20 protein-coding genes and 1 tRNA gene are annotated in these 17,209 nt (G+C 65.5%); 11 read left to right on the top strand and 10 right to left on the bottom strand.

What is annotated here, in order from left to right; genetic code table 11:
* A tRNA-Asn gene (locus AC07PA_RS23050) sits at positions 1 to 76 on the bottom strand.
* Between the two features lie 213 nt (positions 77 to 289).
* On the opposite strand from AC07PA_RS23050, the gene def reads away from it, so the two are divergent.
* Complete coding sequence (gene def / locus AC07PA_RS23045) at positions 290 to 829, top strand: peptide deformylase (RefSeq protein ID WP_145698295.1); 540 nt, start codon at positions 290 to 292, stop codon at positions 827 to 829.
* Positions 830 to 849: 20 nt separating this feature from the next.
* On the opposite strand, the gene AC07PA_RS23040 is transcribed toward def, so the two are convergent.
* On the bottom strand, positions 850 to 1,386 hold the full coding sequence (locus AC07PA_RS23040) for a GNAT family N-acetyltransferase (protein ID WP_494606022.1): 537 nt from the start codon (positions 1,384 to 1,386) through the stop codon (positions 850 to 852).
* A 91-nt stretch (positions 1,387 to 1,477) separates the two neighbouring features.
* Here AC07PA_RS23040 and AC07PA_RS23035 point away from each other — a divergent pair, with 91 nt between their 5' ends.
* The 3 genes from AC07PA_RS23035 (at position 1,478) to AC07PA_RS23025 (ending at position 2,632) form a co-directional block, all read left to right on the top strand.
* Positions 1,478 to 2,059 carry a helix-turn-helix domain-containing protein gene (locus tag AC07PA_RS23035; RefSeq protein ID WP_494606024.1) on the top strand — a complete coding sequence of 194 codons (582 nt, stop codon included), beginning with the start codon at positions 1,478 to 1,480 and terminating at the stop codon, positions 2,057 to 2,059.
* 122 nt (positions 2,060 to 2,181) lie between these two features.
* Positions 2,182 to 2,421 (top strand): hypothetical protein, encoded by a 240-nt coding sequence (locus tag AC07PA_RS23030; RefSeq protein ID WP_494606026.1) that lies wholly within the window; start codon positions 2,182 to 2,184, stop codon positions 2,419 to 2,421.
* A 28-nt stretch (positions 2,422 to 2,449) separates the two neighbouring features.
* Positions 2,450 to 2,632 carry a DUF3606 domain-containing protein gene (locus tag AC07PA_RS23025; protein ID WP_007857887.1) on the top strand — a complete coding sequence of 61 codons (183 nt, stop codon included), beginning with the start codon at positions 2,450 to 2,452 and terminating at the stop codon, positions 2,630 to 2,632.
* Between the two features lie 37 nt (positions 2,633 to 2,669).
* On the opposite strand, the gene AC07PA_RS23020 is transcribed toward AC07PA_RS23025, so the two are convergent.
* Together AC07PA_RS23020 and AC07PA_RS23015 are read right to left on the bottom strand one after the other, a co-directional pair.
* Positions 2,670 to 3,083 carry an SRPBCC family protein gene (locus tag AC07PA_RS23020; protein ID WP_494606028.1) on the bottom strand — a complete coding sequence of 138 codons (414 nt, stop codon included), beginning with the start codon at positions 3,081 to 3,083 and terminating at the stop codon, positions 2,670 to 2,672.
* A 90-nt stretch (positions 3,084 to 3,173) separates the two neighbouring features.
* The gene (locus AC07PA_RS23015; protein ID WP_494606030.1) at positions 3,174 to 3,770 is read right to left on the bottom strand and encodes a putative pterin-binding protein; all 597 of its coding nucleotides are present in this window, start codon (positions 3,768 to 3,770) and stop codon (positions 3,174 to 3,176) included.
* A 216-nt stretch (positions 3,771 to 3,986) separates the two neighbouring features.
* Here AC07PA_RS23015 and AC07PA_RS23010 point away from each other — a divergent pair, with 216 nt between their 5' ends.
* From AC07PA_RS23010 to AC07PA_RS22995, 4 genes are all read left to right on the top strand, one after another.
* Complete coding sequence (locus AC07PA_RS23010) at positions 3,987 to 4,649, top strand: lysozyme inhibitor LprI family protein (protein WP_494606032.1); 663 nt, start codon at positions 3,987 to 3,989, stop codon at positions 4,647 to 4,649.
* A gap of 90 nt (positions 4,650 to 4,739) precedes the next feature.
* Entirely contained in the window at positions 4,740 to 5,498 is a 759-nt protein-coding gene (gene aat / locus AC07PA_RS23005; RefSeq protein ID WP_494606034.1) for a leucyl/phenylalanyl-tRNA--protein transferase, read from the top strand.
* A complete protein-coding gene (locus AC07PA_RS23000) occupies positions 5,495 to 6,259 on the top strand; it encodes an arginyltransferase (protein WP_494606036.1) in 765 nt (254 codons plus the stop codon). The genes aat and AC07PA_RS23000 overlap by 4 nt, the downstream gene beginning before the upstream one ends.
* 111 nt (positions 6,260 to 6,370) lie before the next feature.
* Positions 6,371 to 7,216, top strand: a complete 846-nt coding sequence (locus AC07PA_RS22995; RefSeq protein WP_007857877.1) for an IclR family transcriptional regulator — start codon at positions 6,371 to 6,373, stop codon at positions 7,214 to 7,216.
* A 122-nt stretch (positions 7,217 to 7,338) separates the two neighbouring features.
* Here the strand turns inward: AC07PA_RS22995 and pbpG are convergent, their stop codons facing one another.
* From pbpG to AC07PA_RS22965, 6 genes are all read right to left on the bottom strand, one after another.
* Complete coding sequence (pbpG, locus tag AC07PA_RS22990) at positions 7,339 to 8,415, bottom strand: D-alanyl-D-alanine endopeptidase (RefSeq protein ID WP_007857875.1); 1,077 nt, start codon at positions 8,413 to 8,415, stop codon at positions 7,339 to 7,341.
* Positions 8,416 to 8,530: 115 nt separating this feature from the next.
* On the bottom strand, positions 8,531 to 10,069 hold the full coding sequence (locus AC07PA_RS22985; RefSeq protein WP_007857872.1) for a 2-isopropylmalate synthase: 1,539 nt from the start codon (positions 10,067 to 10,069) through the stop codon (positions 8,531 to 8,533).
* A 216-nt stretch (positions 10,070 to 10,285) separates the two neighbouring features.
* Positions 10,286 to 11,119, bottom strand: a complete 834-nt coding sequence (pssA, locus tag AC07PA_RS22980; protein WP_007857870.1) for a CDP-diacylglycerol--serine O-phosphatidyltransferase — start codon at positions 11,117 to 11,119, stop codon at positions 10,286 to 10,288.
* 287 nt (positions 11,120 to 11,406) lie between these two features.
* Positions 11,407 to 12,423 carry a ketol-acid reductoisomerase gene (gene ilvC, locus AC07PA_RS22975; RefSeq protein WP_007857869.1) on the bottom strand — a complete coding sequence of 339 codons (1,017 nt, stop codon included), beginning with the start codon at positions 12,421 to 12,423 and terminating at the stop codon, positions 11,407 to 11,409.
* A gap of 64 nt (positions 12,424 to 12,487) precedes the next feature.
* Positions 12,488 to 12,979 carry an acetolactate synthase small subunit gene (ilvN, locus tag AC07PA_RS22970; protein ID WP_007857867.1) on the bottom strand — a complete coding sequence of 164 codons (492 nt, stop codon included), beginning with the start codon at positions 12,977 to 12,979 and terminating at the stop codon, positions 12,488 to 12,490.
* A gap of 164 nt (positions 12,980 to 13,143) precedes the next feature.
* Positions 13,144 to 14,943 carry an acetolactate synthase 3 catalytic subunit gene (locus AC07PA_RS22965; RefSeq protein ID WP_494606041.1) on the bottom strand — a complete coding sequence of 600 codons (1,800 nt, stop codon included), beginning with the start codon at positions 14,941 to 14,943 and terminating at the stop codon, positions 13,144 to 13,146.
* 317 nt (positions 14,944 to 15,260) lie between these two features.
* Between AC07PA_RS22965 and AC07PA_RS22960 the strand changes: the two genes are divergently transcribed.
* Genes AC07PA_RS22960 through AC07PA_RS22950 form a run of 3 tightly spaced genes read left to right on the top strand, consistent with a single transcriptional unit; the run spans position 15,261 to position 17,205 of the window.
* Entirely contained in the window at positions 15,261 to 15,830 is a 570-nt protein-coding gene (locus AC07PA_RS22960) for an RNA polymerase sigma factor (protein WP_007857863.1), read from the top strand.
* Positions 15,827 to 16,282 carry a DUF3619 family protein gene (locus AC07PA_RS22955; protein WP_494606043.1) on the top strand — a complete coding sequence of 152 codons (456 nt, stop codon included), beginning with the start codon at positions 15,827 to 15,829 and terminating at the stop codon, positions 16,280 to 16,282. Before AC07PA_RS22960 ends, AC07PA_RS22955 begins: the two co-directional genes overlap by 4 nt.
* 20 nt (positions 16,283 to 16,302) lie before the next feature.
* Positions 16,303 to 17,205: a DUF3106 domain-containing protein gene (locus AC07PA_RS22950; RefSeq protein ID WP_494606046.1), complete on the top strand. Its 903-nt coding sequence runs from the start codon at positions 16,303 to 16,305 to the stop codon at positions 17,203 to 17,205.
* Positions 17,206 to 17,209 lie beyond the last annotated feature (4 nt).

The raw sequence follows: 17,209 nt of genomic DNA, 5'->3' as shown, positions 1-17,209 counted from the left end.
TGGCTCCTCGACCTGGGCTCGAACCAGGGACCTACGGATTAACAGTCCGGCGCTCTACCGACTGAGCTATCGAGGAACAAGACTTAGATTATATACACAAAATTCGGGCGTTTTCCAGTCCGGGTGCTGTTGCGTGCAATCTGGAGGAAAGTTTTGGCGTTGCGCAGGGCACTGCCACGCCTCGCCCCACGGCTGCGGGGCTGCCGGCCTTGCGGCATGATGTGTGGCTGCTGTCTGCTTGCTTGCTGACCGCGATGACGACGACCACCGCCTTTCTCCTTCCCACACCATGACCATCCACACCATCCTGAAGATGGGCGACCCGCGCCTGCTGCGCGTGGCCCAGCCCGTGACCGCGTTCGATACGGACGAGCTGCACCTGCTGGTGCGCGACATGCTGGAGACGATGCAGTCCGTCAACGGCGCAGGGCTGGCGGCGCCCCAGATCGGGGTGGACCTGCAGTTGGTGATCTTCGGCTCCAACGAGCGCAACCCACGCTACCCAGACCGGCCCATCGTGCCACCCACGGTGCTGATCAACCCGGTGATCACGCCGCTGGGCGAGGAGGAAGAGGAGGACTGGGAGGGCTGCCTGTCGGTGCCGGGCCTGCGCGGCAAGGTGCCGCGCTGGTCGCGCATCCGTTACACGGGGTTCGATCTGTATGGCGACCCGATCGACCGCACGGTGGATGGCTTCCATGCCCGCGTGGTGCAGCACGAGTGCGACCACCTGATCGGCAAGCTGTACCCGATGCGGGTGCGGGACTTCACGCAGTTTGGGTACACAGAAATCCTGTTCCCTGAAATAAGCGCTCAGGAAGATGACTGAACCGCATACTTAGGTAGAGCTCAGGCGCCCCGCCCTGCCCCATCGGGATCCGTGCGCGCATCCAGCTTGAGCTGCAAAAAGGCCAGGTCCAGCCACTGGCCGAATTTGGTGCCCACTTCGGGCAGCAGGCCCACCTGGGTGAAGCCCAGGCGCTCGTGCAGCTGGATCGATGCGGTGTTGCCGGCCTCGATGCCGGCGACCATGACGTGCTTGCCGATGGCGCGGGCACGCTCGATAAGGGCCTGCATCAGCAGCTTGCCCAAGCCTGCGCCGCGCGCGTTCTGGTGCACGTACACGGAATGCTCGATGGTGTGGCGGTAGCCGTCGAAAGCGCGCCAGTCGCCAAACGAGGCGTAGCCGGCCACGGCACCCTGGTCGTCGATGGCGACGAGCACGGGGTAGCCCAGGCGCTGGCGGTCGGCCAGCCAGGCGGCGCGGTTGGCTGCGTCCACCAGGGTTTCGTTCCAGATGGCGGTGGTGTTGGCCACGGCGTCGTTGTAGATGGCAAGGATGCCTTCGATGTCGCCCGTGTGGGCATCGCGTATCTGCAGGGTCATGGCTTGGCTGTCAGGGGTTGCACGGCTTTCCATCCACTATGATGGACGAATGAGGTATTTTGGTGGATTATTGTCTACCATGATGAAACACATGTCCACCAAAGTAGATTTGACAGTCGATAGCCTGAGCCAGCGCATTGGCGCCCGCGTGCGCATCGAGCGCGAGGGCCGGGGCTGGTCGCTGACCGATCTGGCGGCGCACTCCGGCGTGTCGCGGGCCATGGTGCACAAGCTGGAGCGGGGCGAATCGAGCCCCACGGCAACGCTGCTGGCACGGCTGTCGGGCGCGTTCGGGCTGAGCATGTCGCAGCTGATCGCCCGCGCCGAGGCCAAGGAGGGCCGGCTGCTGCGCCGGGCCGACCAGCCCGTGTGGACGGACCCGCAGACCGGCTATGTGCGCACGCACGTATCGCCCCCCTCCGACCTGCCGCTGGACCTGGTGCAGGTGGTGCTGCCCGCCGGTGCGCAGGTGCCCATGCCGGCTGCTGCCTATACCGCGAAGCGGCAGCTGATCTGGGTATTGCAAGGCTCGCTGGTGTTCATGGAGGGCGACACCCGGCATGCCATGGATGCCGGCGACTGCCTGGAACTGGGGCCGCCTGCGGACTGCGTGTTCAGCAACGAAACGGCTGCGGACTGCACCTACGCCGTGGTGGTGCTGCGCGGCGTTTGAGCCGCCCCCCCTTGTCGCCACGGCCCGGGCAGGACAGCGAGCACCAGCGCAGCCGACAGGGTCCTACAGCCCGCCGTGCGCTGCGCCCCTAGCATCAAGGCTTCTTCCCCGAGGAGCACGCCATGCCCGACAGCACCACCCCGAAACCCGGCCACCACCAGTATGGCTTGAAAGACGCGTCCGGCACGCTGGGCGAGACCTATGCCAACCGCCCGGGCGGAGAACAGCCGGGGGTGGGCCCGTTGGATGCGGTAGACCCCTCGGGCCACCGGCTGGGTGCGATCGAAGAGCACCCGGATCCCAAGCCGGCGTCGCGCCAGGGCACGGGTGTGACGGGCGAGACCGACGACAAGCAGCGCTAGGCCAAGCGCCAACGCGAGGCCCTCCACCATGCCCGACATTCCGCACGATGCCGATACGGACCGCCGTTTCATCAGCCTGGCGCAGGACCACGAGATCCACGCCTGGACCACCTCCCTCGAATGCTCCGAACAGGAGCTGCGCGACGCGGTGGCGGCCGTGGGCAACTCGGCGGATGCGGTGCTCAACCACCTGACGCGCAACAAGGATTGACTGGCTTCAGGCCATTCGCAGCCGCCCAGCCGCGGCATCAGGAAGCCTGCCGCTCCAGCAGTTGCTGGAGGGCCGCCAAATCCTTGCGCACATGGGCCACGTCGGCCTCGAAATTGGCCTGGCCCACGCCCTCGAAGCGCAGCACCACAAAGCTCAGCAGGCTGCCATGCCCACCACACGGCGTGACGCGCAAGGCGTTGTGCACCGTGGTTCCGTCGGGCAAGGTCACGTCGTGGTCGAGCACGCCGAAGGGGTTGTGCGGCGCCATGTCGACCCGGACCTTGCCCATGGGCGAATCGGTGAACCACTGGCCATCGCGCTGCTCGATGCCTGTAGCCAGGCCCGATGCCCAGAGCGGCAGGTTCTCCATGCGGTGGGCAAAGTCATAGACGGTGTTGGCCGCCACCGCCACGGGCTGGCTGACGACACGGGCTTCTTGAACGGTTGCCACGGGGATTGCCTTCCATCAGTGTTCGGATGCTCAGCGATGGTAGGCCAGCCGCGGGGGGCACGCCCGCGATTTCCGGTGCAGTCCTACAGCTCAGGCCGCCTTCACGTCGATGTGGTACAGGCCCCAGGGGCACAGCGCAAAGCGCTCCTTCACGGGCTTGTCCTTGAAGGGCGCGACGTTGTCCGCGTCGTACACGGCCCACTGTGGCCCCAGGCCGCCCAGCGCCATGGGCTGGCCGTCCAGGCGCGTAGCCACGATCATGCGGTACTGCGCGGCATCGGCCAGGCTGACGGCGACGTTGTAGCCGTCCACTGCGCGCAGGCCCAGCTGCACATTGCTGCCGCGCGGCACGCCAGCGGCTTCGAGCACGGTGACCAGCAACGGGCCTTCCAGGGTATGGACCTTGTTGTCGTACTCCAGCGTGGGCTTGATGGTCACCGCGGGCAGGCGCTGCAGCGCAGTTGCGTCGAACGCGAAGGCCTTGCTGAACTGGATCTTGTGCTTACCCATCATCTGGTCGATGACAGGGTCGAGCGCGCCGCGGTTGGTCTTGCCGACGGCACCGCTCACGGTCAGCAAGACGGGCTGGGCAGCGCCGGCCTTGGCATTGGGGGCTGCGATGGCGCTGGTGGCGGGCAGCACGCCGGCCAGGCCGATGGTGGTGACGAAATGGCGCTTGTTGATCATGTTGGTTCTCTCCTGTGTTGTGTGGTGCGCAGATTTGCGGCGGGCCGTAGGGTGCGTCCAGCGCCCCGGAGTGTCAAGTGCCGATTGGCTGCCGCGCCCTCTCCCCCTTCTTTGTTCTAGTACAAAGTGCACCCTGCGCAGTACAAAGTGGCCCACCGTGCAGCTTCGTATGATGGATACCGCCCGCCCACCACGATCCAGCCCACTGAACGCACCATGCCCCTGAACAGAACGATGCGCCCCTGTATTGCCGCCGCCATGCTGATGGCCGCGGCCCCACTGGCCAGCGCCGCCAGCTTCGACTGCACCAAGGCCAAGTCGCCCATGGAAAAGCTGATCTGCTCGGACGCCCCGCTCTCGGCGCTGGACGAGCAGCTCAACACCGCCTTCAAGGACGCAGTCACCCGCTCCAAGGCCCGGCCGCAGCTGGTGCAGTGGCAGCGCGAGTGGCTCAAGTCGTACGAGGTCACACAGTGCAAGGATGCGCGCTGCCTGGCCCAGGAGTTCTCGGGCCGCATTGCGCTGCTGCAAAGCGTTGCGCCCGCCACCGGGCCCGGTGCGCAGTGGAATGGCAGCTACACGCGCTACCTCCAGGGCAAGCCCGACAAGGACAGCGCCAGCCTGGCCGTCGTCGGCCTGCAGGGCGGCAAGGTCTACCTGGCGGGCGACGCCGTCTGGTATGGCCCCAACGCCGCCAATGGCCAGGTCAACGTGGGTGAGATACGGGGCGTGGGCACCCTGCGCAACGGGCTGCTGGCGTACGACAGCGACGGCTGCACGGCCACGCTGGCCCTGCAGCGCGGCGGCTTGGCCGTGAAGGAGGACGACGGCTGCGGCGGAATGAACGTGAGCTTTGTGGGCGAGTACCGGCGCAAGTAGCGCAAACACCACGGGCCTGCGTCAGCCGCGGTGCTTGCCGCACAATCAAACCATTCATTCGTCGTTCCTTCGCATCCCTGCCTCGCCCCCATGCCCGCCCAACTCCCCTGGCTGGAACCCCATGACCCCTTCCCCAGCCCGGCGAGCGCCTGGGGCCCCGACGATCCGGCGCCCGGGCTGCTGGCCGCCGGGGGCGCTCTGGATGTGAAGCACCTCAGGGCGGCCTACGGGCAGGGCACCTTCCCCTGGTTCAGCGAGGGCCAGCCCATCCTGTGGTGGGCGCCCGACCCGCGCATGGTGCTGCCGGTGGCCGAGTTCCGGCTGCACCGCTCGCTGCGCAAGACACTGCAGAAGTTTGCCGCCAGCGGCAGCCACTGCGAGGTGCGGGTGGACACGGCCTTCGGCCAGGTGATACGCGCCTGCTCGTCCACGCCGCGCGAGGGCCAGGCGGGCACCTGGATCGTGCCCGACATGGTGCGCGCCTACGAGGCGCTGCATGCGGCGGGCTCGGCCCACAGCGTGGAGACCTGGGTCGACGGCCAGCTGGTAGGTGGCCTGTACTGCGTGGCGCTCGGGCGCGCGGTGTTCGGCGAGTCGATGTTCGCGCATGCGACCGATGCCTCCAAGATCGCGCTGGCGGCGCTGGTGGCGATTTGCCGCGTGCACGGCGTGGCGCTGATCGACTGCCAGCAGAACACGCGCCACCTGGCGTCAATGGGGGCGCGCGAGATCCCGCGCAGCGAGTTCCTGGGCAAGATCGCCGCGGCGCAAGACCTTCCGGGCGGCACCTGGCGTTTCGAGCCCGTATACTGGAACCAACTGTTGCCCCACCCCTCGCCCATGGCATGACGCAACTCAACGACCTGCCGCTGCAGACCTTGCAGTTCTATGCGACAGCGCCCTACCCGTGCAGCTACCTGCCGGACCGGCAGGCGCGTTCGCAGGTCGCCACGCCCAGCCACCTGATCCAGAGCGATGTGTATTCGGGCCTCGTGGCCACGGGGTTCCGGCGCAGCGGCATGTTCACCTACCGCCCCTATTGCGATGGCTGCCAGGCCTGCACCCCGCTGCGCGTGCGCGCGCAGGAGTTCCGGCCCGACCGCAGCCAGCGCCGCGCTGCGGTGCAGCATGGCGCGCTGCAGGCGCGCGTGCTGCGCCTGTGCTTCGTGCCCGAGCACTACCAGCTGTACCTGCGCTACCAGAACGGGCGCCATGCAGGCGGCGGCATGGACCAGGACAGCATCGACCAGTACACCCAGTTCCTGCTGCAAAGCCGCGTCAATTCGCGGCTGGTGGAGTTCCGCGAGGTGGATCCGGAAACCGGTGAGCCGGGGGCGCTGAAGATGGTGTCCATCCTCGACGTGCTCAACGACGGCCTGTCGGCCGTGTACACCTTCTACGAGCCCGAGGCGCGGGCCAGCTACGGCACCTACAACGTGGTCTGGCAGATCGAGCAGGCGCGCTCCATGGGCCTGCCCTATATCTACCTGGGCTACTGGATCGAGGCCAGCCCCAAGATGAACTACAAGGCGCGCTTTTTGCCGCATGAGATCCGCCAGGGCAGCGAATGGCGGCGGGTGGACCAGCGTCACCCAGGTGCCAGCGGCTGACGGCTTCCAAGGCGCCCGATGGTGCCGTTGCATTTCACAAGGTAAGATGCGGCGATCAGAGGATGTTGTGGATATCCCTTACTCCACACCATTCCCGCATTCCTGCCGCCCATGAAAAAAATCGACCCTGGTATCCCGATCAAACCCAGCGTCCAGGTACTGGAGCGCATGTTCACGCTGATCGACGTGCTCGCATCGCGCGAGGACGCCATCTCGCTCAAGGAGATCAGCGAGAAGACGGGGCTGCACCCGTCCACCACGCACCGCATCCTGAACGACCTGACCATCGGCCGCTTCGTGGACCGACCCGAGTCGGGCAGCTACCGGCTGGGCATGCGCCTGCTGGAGCTGGGTAACCTGGTCAAGGCCCGCCTGAGCGTGCGCGATGCGGCCCTGGCCCCGATGCGCAACCTGCACAAGCTGATCCAGCAGCCGGTGAACCTGAGCATGCGCCAGGGCGACGAGATCGTGTACGTGGAGCGCGCCTACAGCGAGCGCTCGGGAATGCAGGTGGTGCGCGCCATCGGCGGCCGCGCGCCGCTGCACCTGACCTCCACCGGCAAGCTCTTCCTGGCGCTGGACGACCCGCAGCGCGTGCGCGCCTACGCCACCCGCACCGGGCTGGCGGGCCACACCCGCAACAGCATCACCCAGCTGCCCGTACTCGAGCGCGAGCTGGCCAAGGCGCGCCAGTACGGTACGGCCCGCGACAACGAGGAGCTGGAGCTGGGCGTGCGCTGCATGGCGGCCGGCGTGTACGACGACCAGGCCAAGCTGGTGGCCGGACTGTCCATCTCGGCCCCGGCCGACCGGCTCGACGAGGGCTGGATGGCCAAGCTGCAGGCCACGGCGCAGGAGATTTCGCTGGCGCTGGGCTATGTGCCGACCAAGGTGCCCACCTCGCCCCTGTCCTCCTCCCTGCACGGCAGCGAGGTCCTGCACACACCGGTCGAGTGATCGCCGAAGGGCGCGCAGCCCCGGCCTGAAAAACAAAAAACCCCGGGAGCCTGCGCCACCGGGGTTTTTTTGTTGCCCTGGCCGCCACAGGGTGGGTGCCAGGGGCGGTGGTGATTAATCCATCAACCGTTGGAGCTGTGCACCACCGTCTTCACGGGGCTGATGGCGGCGGGCATGGATTCGACCCAGTGGCGCACGCGCTCGGCGTCGCCCAGGCGGCTGAACTTGCCCGCGGAATCCAGGAACACCATGATGATCTTGCGGCCGGCCACCTGCGCCTGCATCACCAGGCAGCGCCCGGCTTCGGAGATGTAGCCAGTCTTTTGCAGGCCGATGTCCCAGGTGGGGTTCTTCACCAGGCCATTGGTGTTGTTGAACTGCAGGGTGCGCGCACCCAGAGCCAGCTCGTAGCCGGGCGAGGTGGACAGCTCGCGCATCACCGGGTCGCCATGGGCCACGTTGACCAGGGTGGCCAGGTCGCGGGCGCTGCTCTGGTTGCGGCTGGACAGGCCCGTGGGCTCCACGTACTTGGTGTCGGTCATGCCCAGGAGGCGCGCCTTGGCATTCATCTGCGCCACGAACACATCGAGGCCACCGGGGTAGGTGCGGCCTAGCGCATGGGCGGCGCGGTTCTCGCTGGACATCAGGGCCAGATGCAGCATTTCGCCGCGGGTCAGCGTGGAGCCCACCGTCAGGCGCGAGCGGCTGCCTTTTTCGGTGTCCACGTCGTCCTGGGTGATGGTGAGCTGCTCGTCCATGGGCAGCTTGGCCTGGGAGATGATCAGGCCGGTCATGAGCTTGGTGAGCGATGCGATCGGCAGAACGGCATGGTCGTTCTTGCTGAGCAGCACTTCATGGGTTTCCTGGTCAATCACCAGGGCCACGCTGGACTTGAGGTCCAGCGGGTCATTGACTTCGTGCAGGCCCGCCAGTTGGCCGAAGGAAGGCTTGGCGGGGATGAAGGCCACGCGGGTGGCGGCCTTGGAGGTCTTGGCGGTGATGCGCACCGGCTTGGCGGCAACGGCGGCCTTGCGCGGGCCGGCGGACTTCTTGGCGGTGGCCGATGCCACCTGCTTCTTGGCGGGCGCCTTCTTGCGCTCGTTGGCGTGTGCCATGGGCGACGCGAGCGCCGCACTCACAACAACAAAGCCCAGAAGCTGGAAAAAACGGTTCATTGCGGTGCTGCGGCCATGGTGCATCAAAGTGCTCCAAAGGGTAAGAAGTGTGGGCCAGTGTACAGAATCAAAAAAAGTCGCGCAAGATCAAGACCTTGCGCGACTTTCCAAGAAAGTGAATGAATTATAAATTCAACACTTATCCCTGTGCAGCCACCCGGTCAGCTTTACTTTGTAATTTGTTCAACGCGCTGAGGTAGGCCTTGGCTGACGCGACCACGATATCGGGGTCAGCGCCCACTCCGTTGACCACGCGGCCGCTGTTCTGCAGGCGCACGGTGACCTCGCCCTGGCTCTCGGTGGAGCCGCTGATGGCGTTGACGGAATACAACACCATCTCCGCACCACTCTTGACGTGGGACTCGATGGCCTTAAGCGACGCGTCCACCGGGCCGTTGCCCTCGGACTCGCCGCGCACCTCGTGGCCGTCCACCGTGAAGACGATGCGCGCACGGGGTTGCTCGCCGGTCTCGCTTTGCTGGAACAGCGAGACGAAGCCGTACTGCTCCTTCTCGGCCGTCACGCTTTCGTCGCTGACCAGGGCCAGGATGTCCTCGTCGAAGATCTCGCTCTTGCGGTCGGCCAGCTCCTTGAAGCGGGTGAAGGCGCTGTTGACCTCGGTCTCGCTGTCCAGGCTCACGCCCAGCTCCTGCAGGCGCTGCTTGAAGGCATTGCGGCCGCTCAACTTGCCCAGCACGATCTTGTTGGCGCTCCAGCCCACGTCTTCTGCGCGCATGATTTCGTAGGTGTCGCGCGCCTTGAGCACGCCATCCTGGTGGATGCCGCTGGCGTGCGCGAAGGCGTTGGCGCCCACCACGGCCTTGTTGGGCTGCACCACGAAGCCGGTGGTCTGGCTGACCATGCGGCTGGCAGCGACGATGTGCTTGGCGTCGATGTTGAGGTCCAGGTCGAAGTAGTCGCGGCGCGTCTTGATGGCCATGACGACTTCTTCGAGCGAGCAGTTGCCGGCACGCTCGCCCAGGCCGTTGATGGTGCATTCGACCTGGCGGGCGCCGCCGATCTTCACGCCGGCCAGCGAGTTGGCCACGGCCATCCCCAGGTCGTTGTGGCAGTGCACGGACCAGATGGCCTTGTCGCTGTTGGGAATGCGCTCGCGCAAGGTCTTGATGAAGTTGCCGTACAGCTCGGGGATCGCGTAGCCCACGGTGTCGGGCACGTTGATGGTGGTGGCACCTTCGGCGATCACGGCTTCGAGAACGCGGCACAGGAAGTCCGGGTCGCTGCGGTAGCCGTCTTCGGGGCTGAACTCGATGTCGGCCACCAGGTTGCGCGCAAAGCGCACCGACTGGCGCGCCTGCTCGAGCACCTGCTCGGGCGTCATGCGCAGCTTCTTTTCCATGTGCAGCGCCGAGGTGGCGATGAAGGTATGGATGCGCGCGCTGTTGGCGCCCTTGAGGGCCTCGGCCGCCCGCGAGATGTCGCGGTCATTGGCGCGCGAGAGCGAGCAGATGGTCGAGTCCTTGATGGCGTTGGCAATCGCCTGCACGGCCTCGAAGTCGCCGTTGGAGCTGGCGGCAAACCCGGCCTCGATCACGTCCACCTTCAGGCGCTCGAGCTGGCGTGCGATGCGCAGCTTCTCGTCCCGGGTCATGGAGGCGCCGGGCGATTGCTCGCCGTCGCGCAAGGTGGTGTCGAAAATGATGAGTTTGTCGGCCATGGGGTTCTCCTGGTATTGATGGTGGGGTGGTCCGCAACGCTGAATTCTGGCGCCCAAAGCAAAAGGCCCGTTGCGGGTGCATACGGGCCTTTGTGGAAAACGTGTGCGCGTGCGCCTACCGTCTCCGCCCGTGGGGAGCTAGCAGTAGGATTGCAATGGCCAACGTGTTCATGCAGTGCAATGTAGCACAAGTGCAGGACGCGCGGTTCCCAGCCGTCATTTGTGCAGGCCGCGCTCGTCGGGTTCGTCGGTGGACGTGCTGATCACGCTGCTGTGCTGCCCCTTGGCCTTGCGCCAGGCGTAGACGCCGTAGCCGCTCAGCCCATAGAACACGAACACGCTGAAGAGCACGATGGGCGGATGGATATTGATGACGGCGATGCCCAGCGCGATCAGCACGATGGCGGCGAAGGGCACGCTCTTCTTCATCTGGATGTCCTTGAAGCTGTAGAACGGCACATTGGTCACCATGGTGAGCCCGGCATACAGCGTGAAGGCGAACATCACCCAGGTGACCTGGTCCCAGGTGAGCCACAGGTCCACGCCGCGGCGCACACCGAGCTCGGTCATGAGCCAAATGAAGCCAGCCACCAGCGCGGCGGCCGCAGGCGACGGCAGGCCCTGGAAGTAGCGCTTGTCGACCACCCCCGTGTTCACGTTGAAGCGCGCCAGCCGCAGCGCGGCGCAGGCGCAGTACACGAAGGCGGCGATCCAGCCCCAGCGGCCCAGGCCCTTGAGCGACCACTCGTAGGCGATGAGCGCGGGCGCGGCACCGAAGGACACCATGTCCGACAGCGAGTCCATCTGCTCGCCGAAGGCGCTTTGCGTGTTGGTCATGCGCGCCACGCGGCCATCCAGGCTGTCGAGCACCATGGCGCAGAACACACCCACGGCCGCCAGGTCGAAGCGCCCGTTCATGGCCATCACGATGGAATAGAAGCCCCCGAACAAGGCCGCCAGCGTGAACAGATTGGGCAGGATGTAGATGCCCTTGCGCCGCTTGCGCACCATCACACCGGAGCCGTCGGCCAGATCCTTGCCGTCATGCATCGAAAAAATCTCCATCGCCAGGCCAGCCGGCGTGAACAGCTATCAAAATTATAGTAATTGGCACGCGCACGCATGGCGCACGGCACCCCTCCCGGGAGCGTGTGCACGCTCCAGACCGAAGGCGCAGTGTAGCTGCACCCTGGGGGCCTGGGCGAAGGCGGCCTGTCAACAATGCATGACCGGCCCAGCGAGCCGCTCCACACCAGGGCATGCGGCCCCGCCGGCCATGAAAAAAGGCCACCGAGGTGGCCTTTTGGGATCGTGTACGCGAGGCGCGTGGTTGCCGATCAGTTGCGGGTCTGGTCGACCAGCTTGTTCTTGGCGATCCAGGGCATCATGGCGCGCAGCTTGCCACCCACCACTTCGATGCTGTGGTCGGCGGTGTTGCGGCGGCGTGCCGTCATGCTTGGGTAGTTCAGGCGGCCTTCCTGGATGAACATCTTGGCGTACTCGCCGCTCTGGATGCGCTTCAGGGCATTGCGCATGGCCACGCGCGACTGCTCGTTGATGACTTCAGGGCCGGTCACGTACTCGCCGTACTCGGCGTTGTTCGAGATCGAGTAGTTCATGTTGGCAATGCCGCCTTCGTAGATCAGGTCCACGATGAGCTTGAGCTCGTGCAGGCATTCGAAGTAGGCCATTTCAGGGGCGTAGCCGGCTTCGACCAGGGTTTCGTAACCCATCTTGATCAGTTCGACGGCACCGCCGCACAGCACGGCCTGTTCGCCGAACAGGTCGGTCTCGGTTTCTTCCTTGAAGTTGGTCTCGATGATGCCGGCCTTGCCGCCACCGTTGGCCATGGCGTACGACAGGGCCAGGTCACGGGCCTTGCCGGACTTGTCCTGGTGCACGGCCACCAGGTGGGGCACGCCGCCGCCCTGGGTGTAGGTGTTGCGCACGGTGTGGCCGGGGGCCTTGGGGGCAACCATCCACACATCGAGGTCGGCGCGGGGCACGACCTGGTTGTAGTGAACGTTGAAGCCGTGGGCGAAGGCCAGCGAAGCGCCTTGCTTGATGTTCGGGGCCACGTTGTTGGTGTAGACCTCGCCGATCTGCTCGTCGGGCAGCAGGATCATGACCACGTCGGCGGCCTTGACGGCGTCATTGACTTCCATCACGTTCAGGCCGGCCTTGCCGACCTTGTCCCACGAGGCACCGCCCTTGCGCAGGCCGACCACGACCTTCACGCCGCTGTCGTTCAGGTTCTGTGCGTGGGCGTGGCCCTGCGAGCCATAGCCGATGATGGCAACGGTCTTGCCCTTGATCAGGCTCAGGTCACAGTCTTTGTCGTAGAAAACTTTCATGGGTCGCTCCGGTTGAAATGCGTTGTTTGGGGGGTTGAAATCGGGAAATGCGGGGTGGATTGTCTTACACGCGCAAGATTCGCTCGCCGCGGCCGATGCCGCTGGCACCGGTGCGCACGGTTTCCAGGATGGCGGTGCGGTCGATGGCCTGCAGGAAGGCGTCGTTCTTGGACTGGTCGCCGGTGAGCTCGATGGTGTAGCTCTTCTCGGTCACATCGATGATGCGGCCGCGGAAAATGTCGGCCATGCGCTTCATCTCCTCGCGCTCCTTGCCCACGGCGCGCACCTTCACCATCATGAGCTCGCGCTCGGTGTAGGCACCCTCGGTGAGGTCGACCACCTTGACCACTTCGATGAGGCGGTTCAGGTGCTTGGTGATCTGCTCGATCACATCGTCGGAGCCCGTGGTCTGGATGGTCATGCGCGACAGCGATGGATCCTCGGTGGGCGCCACGGTGAGCGATTCGATGTTGTAGCCACGGGCAGAGAACAGGCCCACGACGCGCGACAGCGCGCCGGGTTCGTTCTCCAGCAAAACGGCAATGATGTGTTTCATGATGAAGACATTCCTCTTTTCGCTGCCCTCCCCTGCGCACGGTAATGCGCAGGCTCGGCAGACAATAGATTCGTCGAAGTGAAGCTATCGAACTGATAGCAGGAGATTGGCCTGCAGCATCACTGCTGTGGCTGCAGGCCGCAGCGGGAGCCGAAGGCCTGTGTTTACAGGTCTTCGGAGCCCAGCAGCATTTCGGTGATGCCCTTGCCGGCCTGCACCATCGGGAACACGTTCTCGGTGGGGTCGGTACGGAAGTCCAGGAACACCGTGCGGTCCTTGAGCTTGCGCGCTTCGCGCAGCGCGGGCTCGACGTCCTTGGGGTGCTCGATCAGCAGGCCCACGTGGCCATAGGCCTCGGCCAGCTTCACGAAGTTGGGCAGCGCATCCATGTAGCTGTGGCTGTAGCGGCCGGAGTACTCGATTTCCTGCCACTGGCGCACCATGCCCAGGTAGCGGTTGTTCAACGAGCAGATCTTGATCGGCGTGTTGTACTGCAGGCAGGTCGACAGTTCCTGGATGTTCATCTGCACCGAGCCTTCGCCGGTGATGCAGAACACTTCGGCCTCTGGCTTGGCCAGCTTGATGCCCATGGCGTAGGGGATGCCCACTCCCATGGTGCCCAGGCCGCCGGAATTGATCCAGCGGCGCGGCTCGTCGAAGCGGTAGTACTGGGCTGCCCACATCTGGTGCTGGCCCACGTCGGACGTGATGTAGGTGTCGACGTCCTTGGTCATGTTCCACAGCGTTTCCACCACGTACTGGGGCTTGATGACGTCGGGACTGCCCATGCTGTACTTCAGGCAGTCGCGCTTGCGCCAGCCTTCGATGGTGTCCCACCAGGCGGCCAGCGCGCCGGCGTCGGGGCGGGTGCTGCTTTCGCGGACCATGGAGATCAGCTCGGTGAGCACGTCCTTCACGTCGCCGACGATCGGGATGTCGACCTTCACGCGCTTGGAGATGCTCGACGGGTCGATGTCCACGTGGATGATCTTGCGGTCGTTCTGCGCGAAATGCTTGGGGTTGCCGATCACGCGGTCGTCGAAGCGCGCACCCACGGCCAGCAGCACGTCGCAGTTCTGCATGGCGTTGTTGGCTTCGATGGTGCCGTGCATGCCCAGCATGCCCAGGAACTTGCGGTCCGACGCGGGGTAGGCCCCGAGGCCCATCAGCGTGTTGGTGACCGGGTAGCCCAGCATGTCCACCAGCGTGCGCAGCTCGTTGGTGGCATTGCCCAGCAGCACGCCGCCGCCGGTGTAGATGTAGGGGCGCTTGGCGGCCAGCAGCAACTGCAGGGCCTTGCGGATCTGGCCGCTGTGGCCCTTGCGCACGGGGTTGTACGAGCGCATTTCCACGCTCTGGGGGTAGCCGCTGTAGGGGGCCTTCTTGAAGGACACGTCCTTCGGGATATCGACCACCACGGGGCCGGGACGGCCGGTGCGGGCGATGTGGAAGGCCTTCTTGAGCGTGACGGCCAGGTCGCGCGGGTCCTTGACCAGGAAGTTGTGCTTGACGATGGGGCGCGTGATGCCGACGGTGTCGCACTCCTGGAAGGCGTCGAGCCCGATCGCGGGCGTGGGCACCTGGCCGGAGATGATCACCATGGGGATCGAATCCATGTACGCCGTGGCGATGCCGGTGACCGCGTTGGTCAGGCCGGGACCCGAGGTGACCAGGGCGACGCCGACTTCACCGGTGGCGCGGGCATAGCCGTCGGCGGCATGCACGGCAGCCTGCTCGTGGCGCACCAGCACGTGCTGGATGGTTTCCTGCTTGTACAGCGCGTCGTAGATGTACAGGACGGCGCCGCCGGGGTAGCCCCAGATGTACTGGACGTTCTCGGCCTGCAGCGACTTGACCAGGATCTCGGAACCCATGAGGTCCACAGAGCCGGGAGCGGAAGAAGAAGGGGAATTGCCCTGCGCAGCAGCGGCCGCCGAAGTGATTTCGGCCTTGGAGATTTCCATGATGATCAACCTTTGTGAATTTCTCTGACGAAAAACCTTGGGTGCTCCTCGCATGGACCCTTGTGAAGCCAGCTTGGAACTTGAGGCCAAGGACATGGGCGTGGATGATTGCCGCGCCGGACCGTGACCCGTTTGCCTTTTGAATTGCAGCCGCGATTATCGCACTGCAACACGCGCAATTGCACGCCATGCCTAAAAAAACACCGGGGGATGCGATAATCGGCGGCTGGGCTCCTTCGTGGAGGGGGCTCTGCACCTGTTGTTGGGGCGCCGCACCGGCGTGCCCGACACGCGTCCCATTCCCGGGCTGACCCGTCTTGGCAACCGAACAAGAACTCTCCGATTTCCTCAAAAGTGTAGAAAAGCGCGCATTCAAGCGCTCGGTCTACCACGTCCGCAATGAGGAAGCGGCCCTGGACATCGTGCAGGACAGCATGCTCAAGCTGGCCGAGCACTATGGGGACAAGCCGGCGGCCGAGCTGCCCATGCTGTTCCAGCGCATCCTCTCGAACAGCACCCTGGACTGGTTTCGGCGCCAGAAGACACGCAATGCACTGTTTTCGAGCATGAGCGACTTCGAAGGGCCCGGCGAAGATGGCATGGATTTTGATCTACTGGAGGCGTACTCAGGCCCGGAAGACGGCGACAAGGCCGCGAGTGCCGAAGACCTGACCGAAAGAGCCCAGATTTTCCGCAGCATCGAGGCGGAAATAGAAGAATTGCCAGCACGTCAACGGGAAGCCTTCCTCATGCGTTACTGGGAAGAAATGGATGTATCAGAAACGGCAGCCGCGATGGGTTGTTCGGAAGGCAGTGTGAAAACGCACTGTTTTCGTGCCATACAAACCCTGAGCAAGGCACTGAAAGCCAAAGGAATAGAACTGTGAACACCACCCTTACCTCCTCCCAGGAAGCTGCAGCAGAACGTTTTGCCCGCCGCGTATCGGCGCGGCTGACGGACGGCTCGCAGGATCTGCCCTATGACATCTCGGAGCGCCTGCGCGCATCGCGCATGCAGGCACTGGCGCGGCGCAAGGTGCTGGCCCCCGTGCGCGCCCCCGCCCGGGCAAGCGCCCCGGTGGTGCTGGCCAGCGGCTCTGCTGCCAGCCTGGGCGCCGGTGGCGGCGAAGGCAACAGCTGGTGGAATGCCCTGGTGTCGGCCGTGCCGCTGATCGCCCTGGTGGTGGGCCTGTTCTTCATCAGCACGGTGCAGGACGAGTTCGGCGCCAACGAGATCGCCGAAGTCGATGCCGCCCTGCTGACCGACGAATTGCCGCCAGAAGCCTATTCCGACCCGGGATTTGTCCAGTTCCTCAAGACGGCAGCGCAGAATCACTGATTTGGCCCACTGCCCGATGCATGCATAAAGGACTTCCCGACGCCCGCCCACCACTGCCAGCCATCGTGCTGGCTTTGGCGCTTCTGGGCGCGCTGACCGCCGTCTCCGTGATGGTCGTGCAACGGGTGGGCATGGCGCCGGCCACCCTGCTGCCTTCTGCCGCCACGCGCCCCACCCCCACGGCCGCCACGGCCCTGCGCCCCTCGGGCAGCGCCACCGCCCTGCCCTCCGAAGGCCTGGCCGAAGTGGCCGCCGGCCCCGGCTGGGAAACCCTGAACACCCGGCAAAAGCTGGCGCTCTACCCGCTGGCTGAGCGCTGGGCGCTGATCAGCGAGGTGCAAAAGCGCCGCTGGCTGGCGCTGGCAGTGAATTTTCCGGAACTGCCCGAGGACGAGCAGGCCAAGCTGCACAGCCGCATGACCGAATGGGCCAGCCTGAGCGCCCAGCAGCGCAGCCAGGCACGGCTGAACTACGCCAGCACCAACCGCCTGGCCCGGGACAACAAGCTCGCGCAGTGGGAGGCCTACCAGGCGCTGACCGCCGAGGAGCGCGACCTGCTGGCCGCCACGGCACCACCCAAGCCCCAGGGCGCGGCAACCGCGCTGCGCCCGGTGCCTACCCGCAAACTGGCGCAGGTGCCCGCCGCCACGCAGGCCAACCCCCTGCGCCCCAACGCGCCCAAGATCCCGCCGTTGACCGACCATGGCCCGCGCCTGGCCATGCCGGTACCTTCTGCAGCGCAGCCCCCCACGGAGGCCTCGGCCTCCAGCCCGGCCGCCCCTGCGGTGGTGGAAACCGCGCCCGTGGCCGTGCCCACCGCCGTACCCGCTGCACTGCCACCGCTGGCGCCCGCGGGCTCCGACCCGGCAACCCCCGCCGCACCGCCCAGCGCCGACAATTCAGGCCTGTACCCCAACAACTGACGGC

This window comes from Acidovorax sp. GW821-FHT09B03 (assembly GCF_059418305.1).
Note: the sequence above shows the minus strand (reverse complement) of the source record. Positions and strands in the feature narration are given on the sequence as shown.

Bases quoted from the DNA above. Each gene is read 5' to 3' on its own strand.
- AC07PA_RS22950 (WP_494606046.1), top strand. From the start codon at position 16,303: ATGCATAAAGGACTTCCCGACGCCCGCCCACCACTGCCAGCCATCGTG.
- AC07PA_RS23000 (WP_494606036.1), top strand. From the start codon at position 5,495: ATGACGCAACTCAACGACCTGCCGCTGCAGACCTTGCAGTTCTATGCG.
- pbpG (WP_007857875.1), bottom strand. From the start codon at position 8,415: ATGCACCATGGCCGCAGCACCGCAATGAACCGTTTTTTCCAGCTTCTG.
- AC07PA_RS23010 (WP_494606032.1), top strand. From the start codon at position 3,987: ATGCCCCTGAACAGAACGATGCGCCCCTGTATTGCCGCCGCCATGCTG.
- AC07PA_RS23035 (WP_494606024.1), top strand. From the start codon at position 1,478: ATGTCCACCAAAGTAGATTTGACAGTCGATAGCCTGAGCCAGCGCATT.
- AC07PA_RS23015 (WP_494606030.1), bottom strand. From the start codon at position 3,770: ATGATCAACAAGCGCCATTTCGTCACCACCATCGGCCTGGCCGGCGTG.
- AC07PA_RS22965 (WP_494606041.1), bottom strand. From the start codon at position 14,943: ATGGAAATCTCCAAGGCCGAAATCACTTCGGCGGCCGCTGCTGCGCAG.
- def (WP_145698295.1), top strand. From the start codon at position 290: ATGACCATCCACACCATCCTGAAGATGGGCGACCCGCGCCTGCTGCGC.
- AC07PA_RS23030 (WP_494606026.1), top strand. From the start codon at position 2,182: ATGCCCGACAGCACCACCCCGAAACCCGGCCACCACCAGTATGGCTTG.
- AC07PA_RS22995 (WP_007857877.1), top strand. From the start codon at position 6,371: ATGAAAAAAATCGACCCTGGTATCCCGATCAAACCCAGCGTCCAGGTA.
- AC07PA_RS22985 (WP_007857872.1), bottom strand. From the start codon at position 10,069: ATGGCCGACAAACTCATCATTTTCGACACCACCTTGCGCGACGGCGAG.
- ilvC (WP_007857869.1), bottom strand. From the start codon at position 12,423: ATGAAAGTTTTCTACGACAAAGACTGTGACCTGAGCCTGATCAAGGGC.
- aat (WP_494606034.1), top strand. From the start codon at position 4,740: ATGCCCGCCCAACTCCCCTGGCTGGAACCCCATGACCCCTTCCCCAGC.
- pssA (WP_007857870.1), bottom strand. From the start codon at position 11,119: ATGCATGACGGCAAGGATCTGGCCGACGGCTCCGGTGTGATGGTGCGC.
- AC07PA_RS23040 (WP_494606022.1), bottom strand. From the start codon at position 1,386: ATGACCCTGCAGATACGCGATGCCCACACGGGCGACATCGAAGGCATC.
- AC07PA_RS23025 (WP_007857887.1), top strand. From the start codon at position 2,450: ATGCCCGACATTCCGCACGATGCCGATACGGACCGCCGTTTCATCAGC.
- ilvN (WP_007857867.1), bottom strand. From the start codon at position 12,979: ATGAAACACATCATTGCCGTTTTGCTGGAGAACGAACCCGGCGCGCTG.